Origin of the sequence: Ruminococcus sp. B05, from assembly GCF_003628495.1 — a bacterium.
In the GTDB taxonomy this organism is placed as follows: Bacteria; Bacillota; Clostridia; order Lachnospirales; family Lachnospiraceae; genus Schaedlerella; species Schaedlerella hominis.
The window spans coordinates 17101-34279 of sequence record NZ_RBZR01000005.1 but is presented as its reverse complement, the minus strand read 5'-3'; the positions used below and the strand labels follow the sequence as shown (position 1 = coordinate 34279).

The following is a 17179-nucleotide window of genomic DNA, read 5'->3' as shown; positions in this document are numbered from 1 at the left end:
TAATAGTTTATAGATTTATTTTATAACTGAAAATAGGAGAGATACTAGAACACTATTTTGGAAAGTGTATAAAAATATTATTCGTTATCTTCAGGAATGTTCATTTTAATATCGAAATCCGGTCTGGTAGATTGAAAATAATGAAGATAATTAGCACCGACACGCATCGTATTTAAGAGATTGAGAATATCAGTTGTCGAAAGAACATCCGCCTCATCCTCTTCTTCCAGCCAGTAACGGGCTGCAAGGAAATGCATCTCAATCAGGAGATTTGTGAAATAACGGCGAAGGGTGTCATCAGGCAATCCATCATCATCCATCATTTGATTAATATGTTCAGATAGGATGTTTTTCAATTTCTTCATAAAATAAACATCCGAATGTTTTGGGTCAAGCATGACAGCAATTTCCTTTTTGTTTTTCTTACAGAATTTAAACCAGGCAGTCATAAGCTGCGGTGGAGCATAATCAAAGCTGTCTTCAAATTTTCCTGTGGAACAAGAAGAGGAAGGCTGTGACTTTGAAGCGGCATTATAAAAGCGATTGACGTCATCTAAAAGAGTGTTTTCAATTTGCTCCATTAAATCATAGATGTCGGAATAATATTGATAAAAAGTACCACGAGTAATATTTGCCTGAGCACAAAGCTCTTTGACTGTTATTTTATCCCAGCATTTTGATGGGATTAGCTTTAGATATGTATCGATAATGTTCTGTTTTGTCTGTTCTGATTTTGGCTTTTTGGTAATTATGTCTGCCATAAGCCACCTCCTTTATAAATTGGTTTTTTACAGAAATAAATATGCCAATATTATATCTCAGTCGCATTTTTTTAGCAAGGAATGGGGAAAGTACGTGGAAAAGTACATTCCATTGTCTTGACATTTTCAAAGTAAACATTCAGAATAGTAGAAGTATAGGAAATATGTAACTAAAATAAGAGAAAATGAGGAGCTAAAGATTATGAGAATTGGAATTGGTAATGATCATTCTGCACTGGAGCTGAAAGCAGAGGTTATTGAGTTCTTAAAAGAGAAAGGTCACGAAGTTGTTGATTATGGAACAAAAACTTCGGAGAGCTGTGATTATCCTATTTATGGAGAAATCGTTGGAAGAGCGGTTGTTTCAAAAGAGGTTGATTGTGGTATTTTAATCTGTGGAACAGGACTTGGTATTTCACTGGCAGCAAATAAAGTAAAAGGTGTACGTGCAGCTGTATGTAGTGAACCATATACAGCAAAGATGTCACGACTTCACAATGATTGTAACATTCTTGCGTTTGGGGCGAGAGTAGTCGGTGCTGAGCTGGCAAAAATGATTGTTGAGACATGGCTGGATACAGATTTCGAAGGTGGAAGACACCAGAGAAGAGTTGATCTGATCATGGATATCGAAGAAAAGAACGAGTAATTTTAAGACCAGAATTACGCGGGATTAAAAAACAGAGAAAATTAAAAAAGACTTCATATATAATGATATGCTGCTTGCCAGGCAGACAAAGCAAATATCATATACATGAGGTCTTTTTTTATTATAAGATAGTATTTAATATATCTTCAAGAACATCTTCTACACAGTCTGTAACATAAGTTGCGTGGTAAGAGACACCGGGAGCACAGTTGGACATTGCATAGCTTGTACCGACATACTGAAGCATCTCAATATCGTTGTACTGGTCACCGAAAGCAATACATTCTTCCGGTTTGATATGAAGTACATCCAAAAGCTTAGAAAGGGCAGTGCCTTTATTTGTGCCAGGAGCAATAAAATCAATCCAGATATTACCGGAAGTGACAACCTTTATCTCAGAACCAAACATATCTTGAAGATATTTGAGATATTTATCAATAATATGAGGTCCATCTATCATATTGCAGATTGCGATTTTTAAGATAGGTCCGTCTACGGAGCGAATATCGTCAACGATTGTTGTCGTATTATGCATTACATTTACAATATGATTTACAAAATCAGGATGTACATCTTCAATAAAGCAAGAATCTTCACGGGAAACAACAATATCAAAATTGGCTTCTTTCTTTATTTCGTTCAAGATTCTTGAGCAAAGCTCCGGGTCGATTGTGGAGCGGGAAATAACCTCACCGTTATGAATGCATACGGAACCATTCTCTGCGATATAAGAAATATCATCTTTTAAAGCATGAAATACACGGCGTTCATTGTCATATTGACGTCCACTGGCAGCTACAAAGTGGATTCCTTTCTGAGTAAGTTGTGAAATCAAATCAATGGCGCGTGGTGTCAATTCCTGTGCTTCATTTTGTAATAATGTGCCGTCTAAATCACTGGCGATTAATTTTATCATAAATAATTCCTCCGAATTGTAGATTTTTACTTGTGAACAGTAACATTTTACTTCATTTTATATTTTTTGTACATAACATTTTAGGTTGTATCTCGGAAAGAAAAAGAATATAATAAAACATGAACTTGAAAGAGAATCTTAAGAGAAAGATTATAAAAGGGGTATTAATTATGGGAAAATATTTCGGAACAGATGGATTTCGTGGAGAAGCAAATGTTGTATTAACAGTAGAGCATGCATTTAAGGTAGGACGCTTCCTGGGATGGTATTTTGGACAGGAACATCAGGCTTGTATTGTTATTGGTAAGGATACAAGAAGAAGTAGTTATATGTTTGAATATGCACTGGCAGCAGGACTGACTGCGTCAGGTGCAGATGCTTATCTGCTTCACGTAACAACAACACCAAGTGTTTCTTATGTAGTAAGAACAGAAGATTTTGACTGTGGTATTATGATTTCAGCAAGTCATAATCCATATTACGATAACGGAATCAAAGTAATCAATGGTCAGGGACATAAGCTGGAAGCAGAAGTAGAAGCGAAGATAGAGGCTTATATTGATGGAGAAAGCGGTGAAGTACCACTTGCAACAAAAGAGAATATCGGACGTACTGTAGATTATGCAGCAGGAAGAAATCGTTACGTAGGACACTTAATTTCAATTGCAACACGTTCATTCAAAGATAAAAAAGTTGGATTAGACTGTGCAAACGGAAGTTCATCTGCGATTGCAAAGAGCGTATTTGATGCATTGGGCGCTAAGACATATGTTATCAGCAACGAGCCGAATGGCGTGAATATCAATACAAACTGTGGATCTACACACATCGAACAGATGCAGGCATTTGTAAAAGAAAAACAGCTGGATGTAGGATTTGCTTATGACGGAGATGCAGACCGTTGTATCGCAGTAGATGATAAGGGTAATGTTGTAGATGGAGATTTAATCCTCTATGTATGTGGAAAATATTTGAAAGAACAGGGAAAACTGGTTGGAGATACAATTGTTACAACAGTTATGTCTAACTTAGGTCTGTACAAAGCTTGCGATAAGATTGGTATGAAATATGAGCAGACAGCAGTTGGAGATAAATATGTATATGAAAATATGCTTCAGAACGGATTTATCCTTGGAGGAGAGCAGTCAGGACATATCATTTTCAGCAAACATGCAAGAACCGGTGATGGTATTTTGACATCTCTTATGATTATGGAAGTAATTATGGAGAAAAAACAGAAATTATCTCAGCTTTGTGAGGAAGTAAAGATTTATCCACAGTTATTACAGAATGTACGAGTGGTAGATAAGAAGACAGCAACAGAAAATCCAAAGGTACAGGCAGCTGTTGAGAAAGTGGCAGAGGAACTTGGAAGCGACGGAAGAATTTTGGTTCGTGAGAGTGGAACAGAGCCAGTGATCCGTGTTATGGTTGAAGCTGCAACAGATGAGATTTGCCAGAAATATGTAGCACAGGTTGTTGATGTAATCAAGGCAGAGGGGCTGGAGGCATAGGCTTAAAGGTTTCATATGTGTTCAATAAAAGGATGGTGTTTACCTAAAAGTGTGGTGAACACCATCCTTTCTTTTAGGTGGTTACAATCCAGGTCTGATAACCGGCCCGGCGAAGTCTCTGTTCCATTGTAGCAGCCTGATCGAGAGTTTCAAAATCGCCGACACGTATTCGGTAGAAACCATCTTTTTCTTCAATTTGTGCCGGGAAATCCATTTCCAATAACTCGTTTAACATGCGTTCGGCATATGACGGATTACGATAAGACGCAACCTGAACATGGAATCTTTGTGGTTTGGCAGAGGCATTGATTTGATTGAGTGTATCTAAGATCCCAGAGGCGATTGCCTGTGCAATGTCAGAAAAATTTTCATCAAATAATTGATTGTCAGTTTTTGAATTGATAAATCCAACTTCTACAAGCACCGCCGGCATTTTTGTGCGTTTCAGCACGACCAGATTTGGACGTGCCTTGACTCCGAGATTGACAAATCCAACCATTTCTAATTGCTCATTGATATTTTCAGCCATTTGTAGTTTAATTCCAGAGAGACTGTAGACAAGGGACTCGACGCCGGATACGACATTGTCGGTAGGGAAAGAATTGCGATGGATAGAGATGAAAAAATCTACTCCTGCATTGTTGGCTTTCATCGCTTTCTCATACGGTGTTTCGTAAATATCGGTTGTTCTGGTATATTCTACATCGATGCCGTTATCTTGAAGAATTTCTCCGATTGCAAGAACAAGCTGCAGGGTATCGTCTTTTTCCTGACGGCCGTTATATACAGCACCAGGGTCACGACCGCCATGTGCTGATTGTAGTTTACGCAAATTTTGATATGTATTCCCCAGTATATATGGGGAGTTAGAAATGTATTGAGATTAGATAGCCTTTTTCTCCAAGTCCTCACAGTAAACGCTTGAAAATAAATGTTCCAGCTCATTTCCGAAGTTGTATGAGATTTTAAGTTTGCGGTTTTCATAAACTGTTATCTGGTCTATCATTTCCACAATAATATCTCTGTCTAATTCTTCAATGTCTTTCAGTTCCAACAACCGCCTTAACCACGGTGTTTCAAAAACATCTTCTGTTACACTTTCCTTTTTCTTTTCTTCCAGCGTTTCAATCTGTTTGGAGTAAAGCGTTTCTTTTTGTTGATAGTCCTCTCGATAAGAAAGAAATTCTTCTTTAGAAATCAGTTCGTCTTTATAATCTTCATAAATTGACTTTTTCAACTTCTTCACTCTTTCAAGCTCTGCTTTTAACTTTGTCAGTTCTATGTCTGTTGATTTTCTGATTTTTGTTGCTGTGAAAGATTGTGATTTTACAAGTTCCTGCAAGTTCTCTACATTGCGGATAATCTGCTTTAAATCTCCCAGCACAATATCATTCAATACTTGAAACGGGAGCGTGTGCGGAGTGCAATAATCTTTTCCACTTCTTTTGTAAGTTCCACAATAGAATGAATAGGACTTACTTCCGTCAGCACGTCGCCAGAAATTTTTCATCATTGCCCGACCACAATCGCCACACTTGATAAAACCTGCAAAGATATTTTTATTTGTTTCTAAATCAATATCCCTATGCTTTTTCGTCAGCAGTTTTTGTACCTTATCCCACAGTTGACGGTCTATAATCGGTTCATGTGTATTTTCAACCCTTATCCAGTTTTCTTTCTCAACTGGACGCTGTTTGCTTCTCATACGTTGATGTTTCTTTCCTTGTACCATATTTCCAATATAAAGCTCATTTTGTAACATCACTTTAATCGTGGAATACGTCCAGTAAGAAGTTTTCTCTAAACGGTTGCAATTTTTGTAATTTTCGCCGTTGAGCTTTTTATATTCTGACGGACAAAGGATACCCTCTGCATTTAGTATTTTGGCAATGCTTTGTTTTCCTATTCCTTGTGCATACATAGTAAATACTCTTTTTACAACTTCGGACGCATATTCATCAATCACAAGTTTATTTTTATTTGCAGGAGATTTCTTATAACCATAACTTGTAAAAGCTCCGATAAATTCTCCTGCTTTCTGCTTTGATTTTACAGTCGCTTGAATTTTATTAGAAATATCTCTGGCATACTGTTCGTTGAATATATTTTTAATAGGAAGTAACATATCGTATGCCTGCTTCATACTATCAATTATCAGCAAAGACACCGTATGTTGCACCAGCGATTGAGTAGTTCCCGTTACCGTCTGTAATGCTGGTATTACTGGAAGTCTTTTGCAGTTTCGCATTTCCGACATTTAATTTCGCCCAGAATTGCCCTAATTCCTGCCCCTCGCCAGAGTAGATATAACCGCCACATTCATAGCGTCCTTTATTCTCTTTGACAAAGGCTTTTGCACCAGCGAAGACTTCGTCCTGCGTAGCCTTTGGAATTTCATCATAAGAAGCTCGCACGTTATCACATTGCCAGCCAAGATGTACGCTCAATCTCTGCCAGACAACACATTGTTCCAACAGATAAACTTGTTTGTAGTTCAGTTCCTTGTGAGCTTCGCTATACTGTTTGACATACTCTAAGGATAACGCCACATCTGAAATCTGGTCGGCACTCATGCGTGAGCTTGCGTCAGTTCTGGTCTTGTAGCCATTCTTAAAATCTGTATTGATGTCAATACAATAGGCAGTTTCGCCCTCAACTTTCATCATGCCCTCATTGAATGTCGAACCGATAGAACCGTCATTCATTACTTTTTCAATGATACCGACACGCTCTGCACTTTCCGTCCAGTATTGCTTGTTTTCTGCATGAACGGGTGTACTCGGTAAAGCAGTAACGACAGTTGCAAAAGCTAAGAAGCCCGTACACAATCGCTTTAATATCTTTTTCATAAATCTAATGCTCCTTTCATTTTAGGTAATAAAATAGCCGTCCAATAAGAACGGCTGGAAATAGAAAAGGAACGTCATTTTAGGCGTTCCATAGTCTATGAGTTATTCAATTTTTTCTTGTTTCAATACTGATGTGCTGTACCATATCTTTGCATATCTAGGAAAACTTGCGTATCAAGGCTCATTCGTTAATAGTAAATAAGTAGTAAATTGATGTGTTTGTTTCCTTGAAAATGCTGATAGATACTGTGTTTTAGCGGATAATCAGATTTTTATTGTGTTTTTAGTATAAAATAGACGCTCATTTCTGAACGTCTACATTACGGAAAGGCTTGTCCTCTCACACATATTCTATTTTAGTAGGTACAACAGTTGCCTTTCTCCTTGTATTTTCGTTGTTTTCATTACTTGCGTTATCTACAACCCCCATGACCGGCATCCAGCATAATTGAATAAGGCATAAAGATACCTCTTGCGAGAAGTTTCTATTTATAGTATGCAGGGCATAGAAAAAGGTTCGTGATCAAATCACGAACCTTCTTAATTATATGGAATATATCAGCTTCGCTGACCAGAATCATGCGCCAAGTCTCACGGACGTTCGACTTGAATTTAATTGGATTCTGTATTAGTATCATCTACGGAATCAGATGTTTCGTTCTCTTCTTTGGAAGTATCCTGAACAATCTCAGGCAAGTAGACATGTACCAACTCTACTCGGTTTTTGTCCAGTTTCTCTACTACCATACGAATACCGTCTTCGGTAGTGAACTCATCGCCGACTTCCGGTAATCGATCCAGATGCTCAATCATAAATCCACCGAGGGAATCAAAGTCTTCGGATTCCAATTCCTGATGTCTGACATCCAATTTCAGACGATCGTTCAAATCAACGAGACTGACAGAACCTTCAACGATATACTCTAAATCGTTTATCTTACGAATGAAATCTTCTTCGTTCTCATCGTATTCGTCATGAATCTCACCGACAATCTCTTCCAAAATATCTTCCAGTGTGATAATACCTGCAGTTTCGCCATATTCGTCTAAAACAATCGCGATATTAATGGATGCATCACGCATCTCAACGAGTAATTCAGAAATATTCTTATATTCATAAGTGAAATAAGCTTCTCTCAAAATATCGCGGACTTTGAAATGTTCTCTGTCGTCAAAGAGCAACAGATCTTTCATGTTGATTGTACCGATCACGTTGTCTGTTGTATCTTCATAAACAGGAAGGCGGGTAAACTTATCCTCTTTATAAATATCAATTAATTCAGTGTATGTATTGTTCACATCGGCAAATGTTACGTGAACACGAGGAACCATAACATCTTTTGCTTTCGCATCACCTAAGTCGAACACATTATATATCATTTCCTTCTCTTCAGATTCAATGACACCATCTTCGTGGCTGACATCTACGATTGTACGAAGCTCGTCTTCTGTCATTGCCTTGTTGGCTTCGTCCGGATTGATTCGTAATAATACGAGAATACCGCGTGAAAATAAATTCACAATAAAAATGAACGGTGTCAGGATCGTCATTAAAAAGTGAATGACCCTGATATAAGAGAGAGAAAACTTAACAGCACGAAGTGTTGCCATACTCTTAGGAGTAATCTCTCCAAATACAAGAATTAATACTGTCAGTACAGCTGTGACAATACTGACCATGTATCCACCGAAACTGTAAGCCAATGTAGTAGCCAGAGAAGAGGCAGAAATATTAACAATATTGTTGCCGATCAAGATTGCACTGAGCATCTTTGTCTTCTGGTTCTCGATAACATCCAGAACCAATGCTGCCCGCTTATCCCCGTCATCTGCCATAGAGCGCATAGTAATCTTGCTGACGGTTGTTAATGCCGTCTCAGCAGAGGAGAAAAATCCTGATAAAAATAATAAAATAATAAGTACTATAAATTGTATCGCGTCACCCGAGTCCAATGTTTTAATCAACTCCTTTGAAATCTATTTTTAAATACGAGTACACGAATCTAATATACATCATTTCTATGAGTTTTGCAACACCTGTAGGCTTTGTATAGTTGAATTTCAGCACAAAGTATTGTATTATGTAAACTGTTTAGAGCTCCTCATAGAGCGGAAAATGAGAGGAAGATAATTAGATGAATATATATGAAGAATTATGTAAGATTGTTTCTGAAGATCAGATTTTAAAAGACGAGCCGATGGGTAAGCACACAACATTTCGAGCCGGTGGCAAGGCGGATTATTTAGTGATGCCTTCAAATGAAGAACAGGTACGGGATTTGGTATTGCTATTGAAAAAGGAAAATGTTCCTTATTATGTGATGGGCAATGGAAGTAACCTGCTTGTCAGAGATCAGGGATTTAAAGGTGTGATCATTCAAATCGCACGCAAGATGAATCAGATCCGCGTAGAAGGCGAGACAATTTATGCACAGGCCGGAGCTTTACTTTCAAAAATTGCAGCACAGGCATTGGGAGAAGGACTGACTGGTTTTGAATTTGCATCAGGTATTCCGGGAACCTTAGGCGGTGCGGTGATGATGAATGCGGGTGCATATGGCGGAGAGATGAAGCAGGTTATTGTGAATGCATGTGTGTTAACTTCAGCAGGTGAGATTGCTGTAATTCCGGCAGATTTGATGGAGCTGGGATATCGTACCAGTGTATTTGCAAAGAATCAGGATATTATATTGAGTGCACAGCTGAAACTGGAATATGGGAATGAAGCTGTTATCCGTGAGTACATGGATGAACTAAAAGAACAGAGAGTGAGCAAACAGCCGTTAGAATATCCAAGTGCAGGTAGCACATTTAAGAGACCGGAAGGATATTTCGCAGGAAAATTAATTCAGGATGCAGGACTTAGAGGTTTTCAGGTTGGTGGAGCCCAGGTATCAGAAAAGCATTGTGGATTTGTGATCAATAAAGATCATGCAACAGCGACAGATATCTTGTCATTGATGGAGCAGGTGTCTGATAAAGTAGAGGCAGAATTTGGCGTACGATTGGAACCGGAAGTAAAGATTATTGGTGAAAAGTAAAAGAGGTATGAAGATGAAATTAGTAATTGTGACGGGTATGTCAGGAGCAGGAAAATCAATTGCATTGAAGATTCTCGAAGATCTGGGCTATTTTTGTGTCGATAATCTTCCGATACAGCTGATGCCAAAATTTGCGGAGATTCTGACAACTCCAAATTCAGAATTGAAGCAGGTAGCACTTGGGATTGATGTGCGAAGCGGACAGGCTTTGGATGGATTAGAAGAACAGCTGAATGCGATGGATAAGGCCGGGATCGATTACGAGATACTGTTTTTGGATGCACAGGACGATGTCCTTGTGAAGCGTTATAAAGAGACAAGAAGACAGCATCCGCTTGGAGGAGCCGGTCATATAGATGTCGGGATTGCAAAAGAACGTGAGAAGATTTCGTTCTTAAAGATGCGTGCAACCTATATATTAGATACAAGTAAGATGCTTACAAGAGAGTTGAAAAAAGAGCTGGAGCAGATTTTTGTAGATGGCAAAAATTTTAAAAATCTATATATTACGGTAATGTCATTCGGATTCAAATATGGAATCCCACAGGATGCGGATTTGGTTTTTGATGTACGTTTTTTACCGAATCCATATTATATCAGTGGATTGAAAGAAAAAACAGGAAATGACAGAGAGGTGCAGGAATATGTGATGAACAGTCCGCGGGCAGAAGAATTTTTAAAAAAGTTTACGGATTTGATTCAATTTTTGCTGCCAAATTATATATTAGAAGGAAAAAACCAGTTGGTCATTGCAATTGGATGTACAGGAGGAAAGCATCGTTCTGTTACTGTGGCAAATGCATTGTATCAGGTTGTGAAGCAGGATGAAAATTATGGTGTTCGTATTGAACACCGAGATATTGAGAAAGATGCTATTACAAAGGCAAAATAGAGGTATAACATGTCATTTTCAGGAAATGTAAAAGAAGAACTGTCAGAACACTGGAGCAGTGCAAGGCACTGTCAGATTGCAGAATTGGCAGCAATTCTTGGACTATGTGGCTCGATCATTATTAATAGTAGAAATGAATATCGGGTAAAAGTACACACAGAAAACAAAGCGGTTGCAAGAAAAGTCTTTACATTGATTAAAAAAACATTTAATATAGAATCTGATATATCAATAAGAAGAAACATTCAAAAGCAAAGCGTATCGTATTCGGTTGTTGTAAAACAGCACCAGGATGCACTTCGAGTATTACAGGCGGTTAAGTTGATAGATGAACATTTGGATGGATTTGAAGAGGTCCGGATTGTGAATCCTATCGTAGTACAACAGACCTGCTGTAAGAGAGCATTTATTCGGGGAGCATTTTTGGCAGCGGGTTCCATGAGTGATCCTAAGAAAGCATACCATTTTGAAATTGTGTGTGCTGCAGAACCAATGGCAGAACAGATACGGGAATTAATGAGCAGCTTTTCAATGGATGCAAAGATTGTCCAGAGAAAGAAATCATATGTCGTATATCTCAAAGAAGGCTCACAAATCGTTGATATATTGAATATTATGGAAGCGCACGTTTCGTTGATGGAACTTGAGAATGTACGAATTTTGAAAGAAATGCGCAATACAGTGAACCGAAAGGTGAACTGTGAGACGGCAAATTTGAATAAAACCGTATCGGCAGCGGTTAAGCAGTTGGAAGATATTACATATCTAAGAGATACGATTGGATTAGAAAAGCTGTCAGAGGGATTAGAGGAAGTGGCATTGGCCAGACTTTCGCACCCAGATGCATCATTAAAAGAATTAGGAGCTCTTTTGTCGCCGCCGGTTGGGAAGTCAGGAGTGAATCACAGACTTCGAAAACTGGGAGATTTGGCAGAAAAGGTTAGAAAAGAGCAAGGAGGAGTATTATGATTGAAACACCAGTTATCGTGAAACATGAAAAAGGCTTAGATGCAAGACCAATTGCTTTGCTTGTACAGGAAGCAAGTCAGTACGCAAGCAAGATCTTTATTCAGGTTGATAATAAGAAGATTAATGCAAAGAGCATCATGGGTATGATGAGCTTGAATTTATCGGATGGTGAAGAAGTAACTGTTTTGACAGATGGTGAAGATGAAGTGAAGGCAGCAGAGGGAATTAAGACATTTCTTGCAGAAGCAAAATAGAAGGCATCTTTTGTTCAGACAACAGATGAGAACAATAGTGAAGTATTCACGAAAACAAATAGAATAAAAAAAGAGGTTGTGTGTAAAGCACAGCCTCTTTTATCACCTGTAGAAACGTTCGACTTGAACAGCTTTCAGCAGGGTGTTTTGGCAACTTAAAAAAGTGGAAAGGAGCGGATGAATATGAAGAAACTATTATTTATTTACAATCCAAACGCAGGAACTGGTATGTTAAAGCCCAAATTGGCAGATGTACTCGATATATTTACCAAGGCAGGTTATGAAGTTACAGTGTACCCGACACAGCGTTATCACGATGGACTTGCTAAGACTTTATCTTATACAGGCGATTATGATCTGGTAGTGTGCAGCGGAGGAGATGGAACATTAGATGAAGTTGTGACCGGTATGGCACAGAGAGAGAAGAAAGTACCGATCGGATATATTCCGGCCGGAACGACAAATGATTTTGCAAGCAGCCTGCACATTTCAAAGGATATGCTTGGAGCAGCCGACACAGCGGTAAATGGAGTACCATTTCCATGTGATATCGGTCATTTTAATGATGATTATTTCGTATATATTGCAGCTTTTGGGCTGTTTACGGATGTATCATATGAGACAGATCAAAATATGAAGAACGTTCTGGGACATCTGGCATATGTACTGGAAGGAACAAAGCGTATTTTTAATATTCCTTCTTACCATATTAAAGTGACACATGACGGAGAGACAATCGAAGATAATTTTGTGTATGGAATGGTGACAAACTCCAGATCAGTAGGTGGTTTTAGAAGTATTATCGGGAGAAATGTAGCGTTTGATGATGGTGTGTTTGAAGTGACATTAATCAAAACACCGAAGAATCCGATTGAGTTGAATGAAATCGTAGCGGCATTGCTGGTAAAACAGATCAATTCGGATCATATGTATTCTTTCCGTTCCGGTCATGTTAAGTTTGAATCGGAAGAAGAAATTCCATGGACTTTGGATGGAGAATATGGGGGAAGACATGATGAAGTTATTGTGGAAAATCTGAAACAAGAATTGGAAATTATGGTAAAACCGACTTCAATCGGTCATTTGGAACGAAAAAAAGAGTTGGTCCGCCAGGAAGAAGAAAGAGAAGAACAGGCGTAAATTCACAGGATGATAGCTTCTTTATATTGATGAAATAAAAAAATATAAAAAAATGAAAAAAACACTTGCATTATGTGAAAAAGTGTGATAAAGTATATCTTGCTTGCGGGTGAGAAATAAACAAGCAGGCAAGATAATTAAATAAGGCTCCGTGGTCAAGCGGTCAAGACGCTAGCCTCTCACGCTGGAATCAGGGGTTCGATTCCCCTCGGAGTCACTAAAGAGTGGGTTGTTACTCAAAGCAGGCAAAACCGGGTTTTTAGACATAGAATATGAGTTCTATTCTGAAAATCTGGTTTTTTCTATTTCTGCGAAATATAGATTTGGGGATTCAATAAAAGGGATAGAATATGAAGGACTGTATCTGAGGAAAACAAACTCTGCAATTAAGACTTTTAAAGTATAAGGAGGAATGGGTTATGAAGATTATCAGAACCAAGGATTACGAAGAAATGAGTCGAAAAGCAGCGAATTTAATTTCTGCACAGATCCTGCTGAAGCCTGACTGTGTATTAGGGCTTGCAACAGGATCTACTCCAATTGGTATTTATGATCAATTAGTTGAGTGGAATAAGAAAGGTGATTTAGATTTCTCCACAGTTAAGACGGTGAACTTGGATGAGTACAAAGGTCTGACAAGAGACAATGAGCAGAGCTATTACTATTTCATGCATCATCATTTATTTGACAGAGTAAACATCGACGAAGAGAATACACATGTACCGAACGGACAAGTTGAGAATGGTGATGAAGAATGTCTTCGTTATGAAGCATTGATCGAATCTATGGGGGGCGTCGATCTTCAGTTACTTGGATTAGGAAGAAACGGACATATCGGATTTAATGAGCCGGCAGCAGATTTTCCAAAGATCACACATTGTGTAGATTTGACAGAAAGCACAATCGAAGCAAATAAGCGTTTCTTTGCTTCAGCAGATGAAGTGCCAAGACAGGCTTACACAATGGGAATTGGGACAATTATGAAAGCGGACAAGATTCTTGTTGTGGCAAATGGAGAAGATAAAGCTGATGCAGTTGCAGCGATGGTACAAGGCAAAATTAATCCGGAGGTGCCGGCATCTATACTCCAGCTTCACAATAATGTAATACTTGTAGCTGATGAAGCAGCACTTTCTAAATTAAAATAAAACAACGAACAATGTTAAAAAAATAACAGATTGTTAAAAATAAGACGGATTTCGAATATTTTATTGTGAGAATTATAGATTGTCTTTTTTTCCATGATGGGCTATAATAGTTACAGATTTAAAAGAAATAGTACTTGCTGTAATCGGGCAAGCCTTAAGAAGTGGAGGAAAGAAATATGTTAGTATCAGCAACAGAGATGCTTCAGAAAGCAAAAGCAGGACATTACGCAGTAGGACAGTTTAATATCAACAACTTGGAATGGACAAAAGCAATCCTGACAACAGCAGAGGAATGCAAATCACCAGTTATCCTTGGTGTATCTGAAGGTGCTGGAAAGTATATGACAGGTTACAAGACAGTTGTTGGAATGGTTAAAGGTATGATGGAAGAACTTGGAATTACAGTTCCTGTAGCATTACACCTTGATCATGGTAGCTACGAAGGATGTCTGAAGTGTGTAGAGGCTGGATTCTCATCAATCATGTTTGACGGATCACACTATCCAATCGATGAGAACGTTGCTAAAACAACAGAGTTAGTTAAACTTGCTCATGACAATGGTATGTCTATCGAAGCAGAAGTAGGATCTATCGGTGGAGAAGAAGACGGAGTTATCGGTAAAGGTGAATGTGCAGATCCAGAAGAGTGTAAGAGAGTAGCAGATCTTGGTATCGACTTCCTTGCAGCAGGTATTGGTAATATTCATGGTAAATACCCAGCAAACTGGGAAGGACTTAGTTTTGAAACTCTGGATGCAATCCAGCAGAAAACAGGTGATATGCCACTCGTACTTCACGGAGGAACAGGAATTCCGGAAGATATGATTAAGAAAGCAATCAGCCTTGGCGTAGCTAAGATCAACGTTAATACAGAGTGTCAGCTTTCATTCGCAGCTGCTACACGTGAATACATCGAAGCAGGAAAAGATCTGGAAGGAAAAGGATTCGACCCAAGAAAACTTCTCAAACCAGGTGCAGACGCAATTGCTGCTACAGTAAAAGAAAAGATGGAACTGTTCGGATCAGTTGGAAAAGCTGAGTAATTTTAGTTCCTGAGTATATGAGATGATTTCTCGTAAATAAAGAAAAAACATCGGTCCCGGCAAATGTCGGCACTGATGTTTTTTCTTTTTTATATAATCTTGATATTATCATAATTCTGATAAGCTTTAGATAAACTGGAATCTGTTAAAATGATACAGTCTGTAAAATCAGCAAATGTAACAGAAGAAATAACTCCAAATTTTGAACTATCACAAAGAATATAAGATTCTTTGCAATGAGCGAAAGCAGTTTCTTTTACCTTTGCTTCCTGAACATCCGGAGTTGTGCAGCCTTGTTGGATTGTCAGTCCGTTGCTGCCAAAAAATCCTTTTGTAAAATGAAATTTCTGTATTGCTTCGCAAGTGTCAGCTCCAATTAATGCTTCCGTATGCATCTTTACCATTCCGCCCGGAAGATAAACTTCGAACCCACGATTGCAGAGTTTTCGCGCATGGGCAATCGCATTTGTTACAAACACGGCTTTAGAAGCCGAAATATATTCGATAATATATCCGGTCGATGTGCCGGCATCGAGATAGACAACATCTTTGTCAGTGATTAGTGAGGCAGCATATTGTGCAATTGTAATCTTAGAATCACGGTTTAGGATTTCGCGTTCAGAGACGGAAATATCCTTCGTGATTTCCTGTGAGGATGCAAGTGCACCACCATGTACCTTTACTAATAATTGCTTTTTATCCAATTCTGTAAGATCTCTTCGAATTGTAGATTCAGATGCATCAAAAAGTTCCATTAATTCTTGTACGGTTGCTTTTCCATTTTCATTTACAAGCTTTAAAATCGCATTTTTTCTTTCATCAATCAGCATAATCTTTCGTCTCCTTCGTTTTGAATGAATGATAATGACAGATTTTGATTCTTATTTCATTATAAAAGAATCAAAAATGAATGTCAAACAAAGCGAAACGAGCATTTTGCACGAAAACAAGGATTAAATTTTGTCTATATTTACATGAATGAATATGACTGAAAGTGATTGACAATGACTGAAAACGAGAATATAATCAAAGCATAAATCAAATCTCGTCAAAAACATTTAAAAAACGTCATAAGAAGGCAGGAGGGAATAATGAATGGTTTATACAGTAACATTTAACCCATCACTTGATTACATTGTGAATGTTTCTGATTTTAAATTAGGTCAGGTGAACAGAACAGAAAAAGAGGTGATGTTTCCGGGGGGAAAGGGAATTAACGTATCCATCGTTTTAAAGAATCTTGGAATGGAAAGTACAATCCTGGGATTTACAGCAGGATTTACCGGTGAAGAGATTCAGAGAAGAGTCAAAGAAATGGGATGCGTAGAAAAACTGATTCCTATCGCAAATGGTTATTCAAGGATCAATCTAAAACTTCGTTCCAACGAAGAGAGTGAGATCAATGGGATGGGACCGGTAATCGGAAAAGAAGATATCGACAAGCTTTACCAAATGTTGGATACATTAAAAGCAGGAGATGTACTTGTTCTTGCAGGAAGCATTCCGGCATCTATGCCATCTACAATGTACAGTGACATTATGGAATATCTTCAGAATAAAGAAGTTATGATCGCAGTAGATGCAACAAAAGATTTGTTGGTAAATGTACTGCCATTTCATCCATTTGTAATCAAACCGAATAATTATGAGCTCGGAGAGATTTTTGATGTAACATTGAAAGATAAGAAAGATGTCATTGTTTATGCCAAAAAGTTACAGGAACAGGGGGCAAGAAATGTTCTGGTATCTATGGCAGGTGACGGAGCGGTGCTGGTTGCAGAAGATGGTTCTGTATATGAAAGCGAAGCTCCAAAAGGAAAGGTTGTCAATTCTGTAGGAGCAGGGGATTCAATGGTAGCAGGCTTTTTGTATGGATATCTGACGACACAAAATTATGAGATAGCATTTAAAAATGGTGTTGCAACAGGAAGTGCGAGTGCATTTTCAGAAAATCTTGCAACAAAAGAAGAAGTGGAAGCAATTTTAAACACATTATAAAAAAT

The 17179-nt window shown here is 38.2% G+C and carries 16 protein-coding genes, 1 tRNA gene and 1 pseudogene; 11 read left to right on the top strand and 7 right to left on the bottom strand.

The window, feature by feature from the left end; all coding sequences use genetic code 11:
- Positions 1 to 77: 77 nt before the first annotated feature.
- Positions 78 to 761 (bottom strand): TetR/AcrR family transcriptional regulator, encoded by a 684-nt coding sequence (locus tag D8Q48_RS05615; RefSeq protein WP_118737643.1) that lies wholly within the window; start codon positions 759 to 761, stop codon positions 78 to 80.
- A 202-nt stretch (positions 762 to 963) separates the two neighbouring features.
- On the opposite strand from D8Q48_RS05615, the gene rpiB reads away from it, so the two are divergent.
- Positions 964 to 1410, top strand: coding sequence for a ribose 5-phosphate isomerase B (rpiB, locus tag D8Q48_RS05610; RefSeq protein WP_121055794.1), 447 nt, complete (start codon positions 964 to 966; stop codon positions 1408 to 1410).
- A gap of 121 nt (positions 1411 to 1531) precedes the next feature.
- Here the strand turns inward: rpiB and D8Q48_RS05605 are convergent, their stop codons facing one another.
- Complete coding sequence (locus D8Q48_RS05605; protein ID WP_022074511.1) at positions 1532 to 2326, bottom strand: Cof-type HAD-IIB family hydrolase; 795 nt, start codon at positions 2324 to 2326, stop codon at positions 1532 to 1534.
- 170 nt (positions 2327 to 2496) lie between these two features.
- On the opposite strand from D8Q48_RS05605, the gene glmM reads away from it, so the two are divergent.
- Positions 2497 to 3840, top strand: a complete 1344-nt coding sequence (glmM, locus tag D8Q48_RS05600; protein ID WP_121055792.1) for a phosphoglucosamine mutase — start codon at positions 2497 to 2499, stop codon at positions 3838 to 3840.
- A gap of 73 nt (positions 3841 to 3913) precedes the next feature.
- Here the strand turns inward: glmM and D8Q48_RS05595 are convergent, their stop codons facing one another.
- The 4 genes and pseudogenes from D8Q48_RS05595 to D8Q48_RS05580 form a co-directional block, all read right to left on the bottom strand.
- A complete protein-coding gene (locus D8Q48_RS05595; RefSeq protein WP_121055790.1) occupies positions 3914 to 4672 on the bottom strand; it encodes an N-acetylmuramoyl-L-alanine amidase in 759 nt (252 codons plus the stop codon).
- A 51-nt stretch (positions 4673 to 4723) separates the two neighbouring features.
- A complete protein-coding gene (locus D8Q48_RS05590) occupies positions 4724 to 5965 on the bottom strand; it encodes a recombinase family protein (RefSeq protein ID WP_243116239.1) in 1242 nt (413 codons plus the stop codon).
- A gap of 28 nt (positions 5966 to 5993) precedes the next feature.
- Positions 5994 to 6689: pseudogene (locus D8Q48_RS05585) on the bottom strand (hypothetical protein); the annotation flags it as partial.
- 612 nt (positions 6690 to 7301) lie between these two features.
- Positions 7302 to 8642 (bottom strand): hemolysin family protein, encoded by a 1341-nt coding sequence (locus tag D8Q48_RS05580; RefSeq protein ID WP_117990770.1) that lies wholly within the window; start codon positions 8640 to 8642, stop codon positions 7302 to 7304.
- Between the two features lie 182 nt (positions 8643 to 8824).
- Here D8Q48_RS05580 and murB point away from each other — a divergent pair, with 182 nt between their 5' ends.
- The 8 genes from murB to fba all read left to right on the top strand — a co-directional run bounded on the left by murB (position 8825) and on the right by fba (position 15176).
- Entirely contained in the window at positions 8825 to 9730 is a 906-nt protein-coding gene (gene murB, locus D8Q48_RS05575) for a UDP-N-acetylmuramate dehydrogenase (RefSeq protein ID WP_117990773.1), read from the top strand.
- Positions 9731 to 9743: 13 nt separating this feature from the next.
- Positions 9744 to 10622 (top strand): RNase adapter RapZ, encoded by an 879-nt coding sequence (gene rapZ / locus D8Q48_RS05570; protein ID WP_022074503.1) that lies wholly within the window; start codon positions 9744 to 9746, stop codon positions 10620 to 10622.
- A gap of 9 nt (positions 10623 to 10631) precedes the next feature.
- Entirely contained in the window at positions 10632 to 11591 is a 960-nt protein-coding gene (whiA, locus tag D8Q48_RS05565; protein WP_022074502.1) for a DNA-binding protein WhiA, read from the top strand.
- The gene (locus D8Q48_RS05560; protein ID WP_117990775.1) at positions 11588 to 11845 is read left to right on the top strand and encodes an HPr family phosphocarrier protein; all 258 of its coding nucleotides are present in this window, start codon (positions 11588 to 11590) and stop codon (positions 11843 to 11845) included. The genes whiA and D8Q48_RS05560 overlap by 4 nt, the downstream gene beginning before the upstream one ends.
- A 183-nt stretch (positions 11846 to 12028) precedes the next feature.
- Positions 12029 to 12985: a YegS/Rv2252/BmrU family lipid kinase gene (locus D8Q48_RS05555; protein ID WP_117990778.1), complete on the top strand. Its 957-nt coding sequence runs from the start codon at positions 12029 to 12031 to the stop codon at positions 12983 to 12985.
- Positions 12986 to 13130: 145 nt separating this feature from the next.
- Positions 13131 to 13202 (top strand) — tRNA-Glu (locus D8Q48_RS05550).
- A 202-nt stretch (positions 13203 to 13404) separates the two neighbouring features.
- Complete coding sequence (nagB, locus tag D8Q48_RS05545) at positions 13405 to 14133, top strand: glucosamine-6-phosphate deaminase (RefSeq protein ID WP_118688305.1); 729 nt, start codon at positions 13405 to 13407, stop codon at positions 14131 to 14133.
- Between the two features lie 176 nt (positions 14134 to 14309).
- Positions 14310 to 15176, top strand: coding sequence for a class II fructose-1,6-bisphosphate aldolase (gene fba / locus D8Q48_RS05540; protein WP_118688304.1), 867 nt, complete (start codon positions 14310 to 14312; stop codon positions 15174 to 15176).
- An 89-nt stretch (positions 15177 to 15265) separates the two neighbouring features.
- Here fba and D8Q48_RS05535 read toward each other — a convergent pair whose 3' ends face one another.
- Complete coding sequence (locus D8Q48_RS05535) at positions 15266 to 16006, bottom strand: DeoR/GlpR family DNA-binding transcription regulator (RefSeq protein ID WP_118724758.1); 741 nt, start codon at positions 16004 to 16006, stop codon at positions 15266 to 15268.
- A 265-nt stretch (positions 16007 to 16271) separates the two neighbouring features.
- On the opposite strand from D8Q48_RS05535, the gene pfkB reads away from it, so the two are divergent.
- Positions 16272 to 17174 carry a 1-phosphofructokinase gene (gene pfkB / locus D8Q48_RS05530; RefSeq protein ID WP_121055788.1) on the top strand — a complete coding sequence of 301 codons (903 nt, stop codon included), beginning with the start codon at positions 16272 to 16274 and terminating at the stop codon, positions 17172 to 17174.
- Positions 17175 to 17179: the final 5 nt, after the last annotated feature.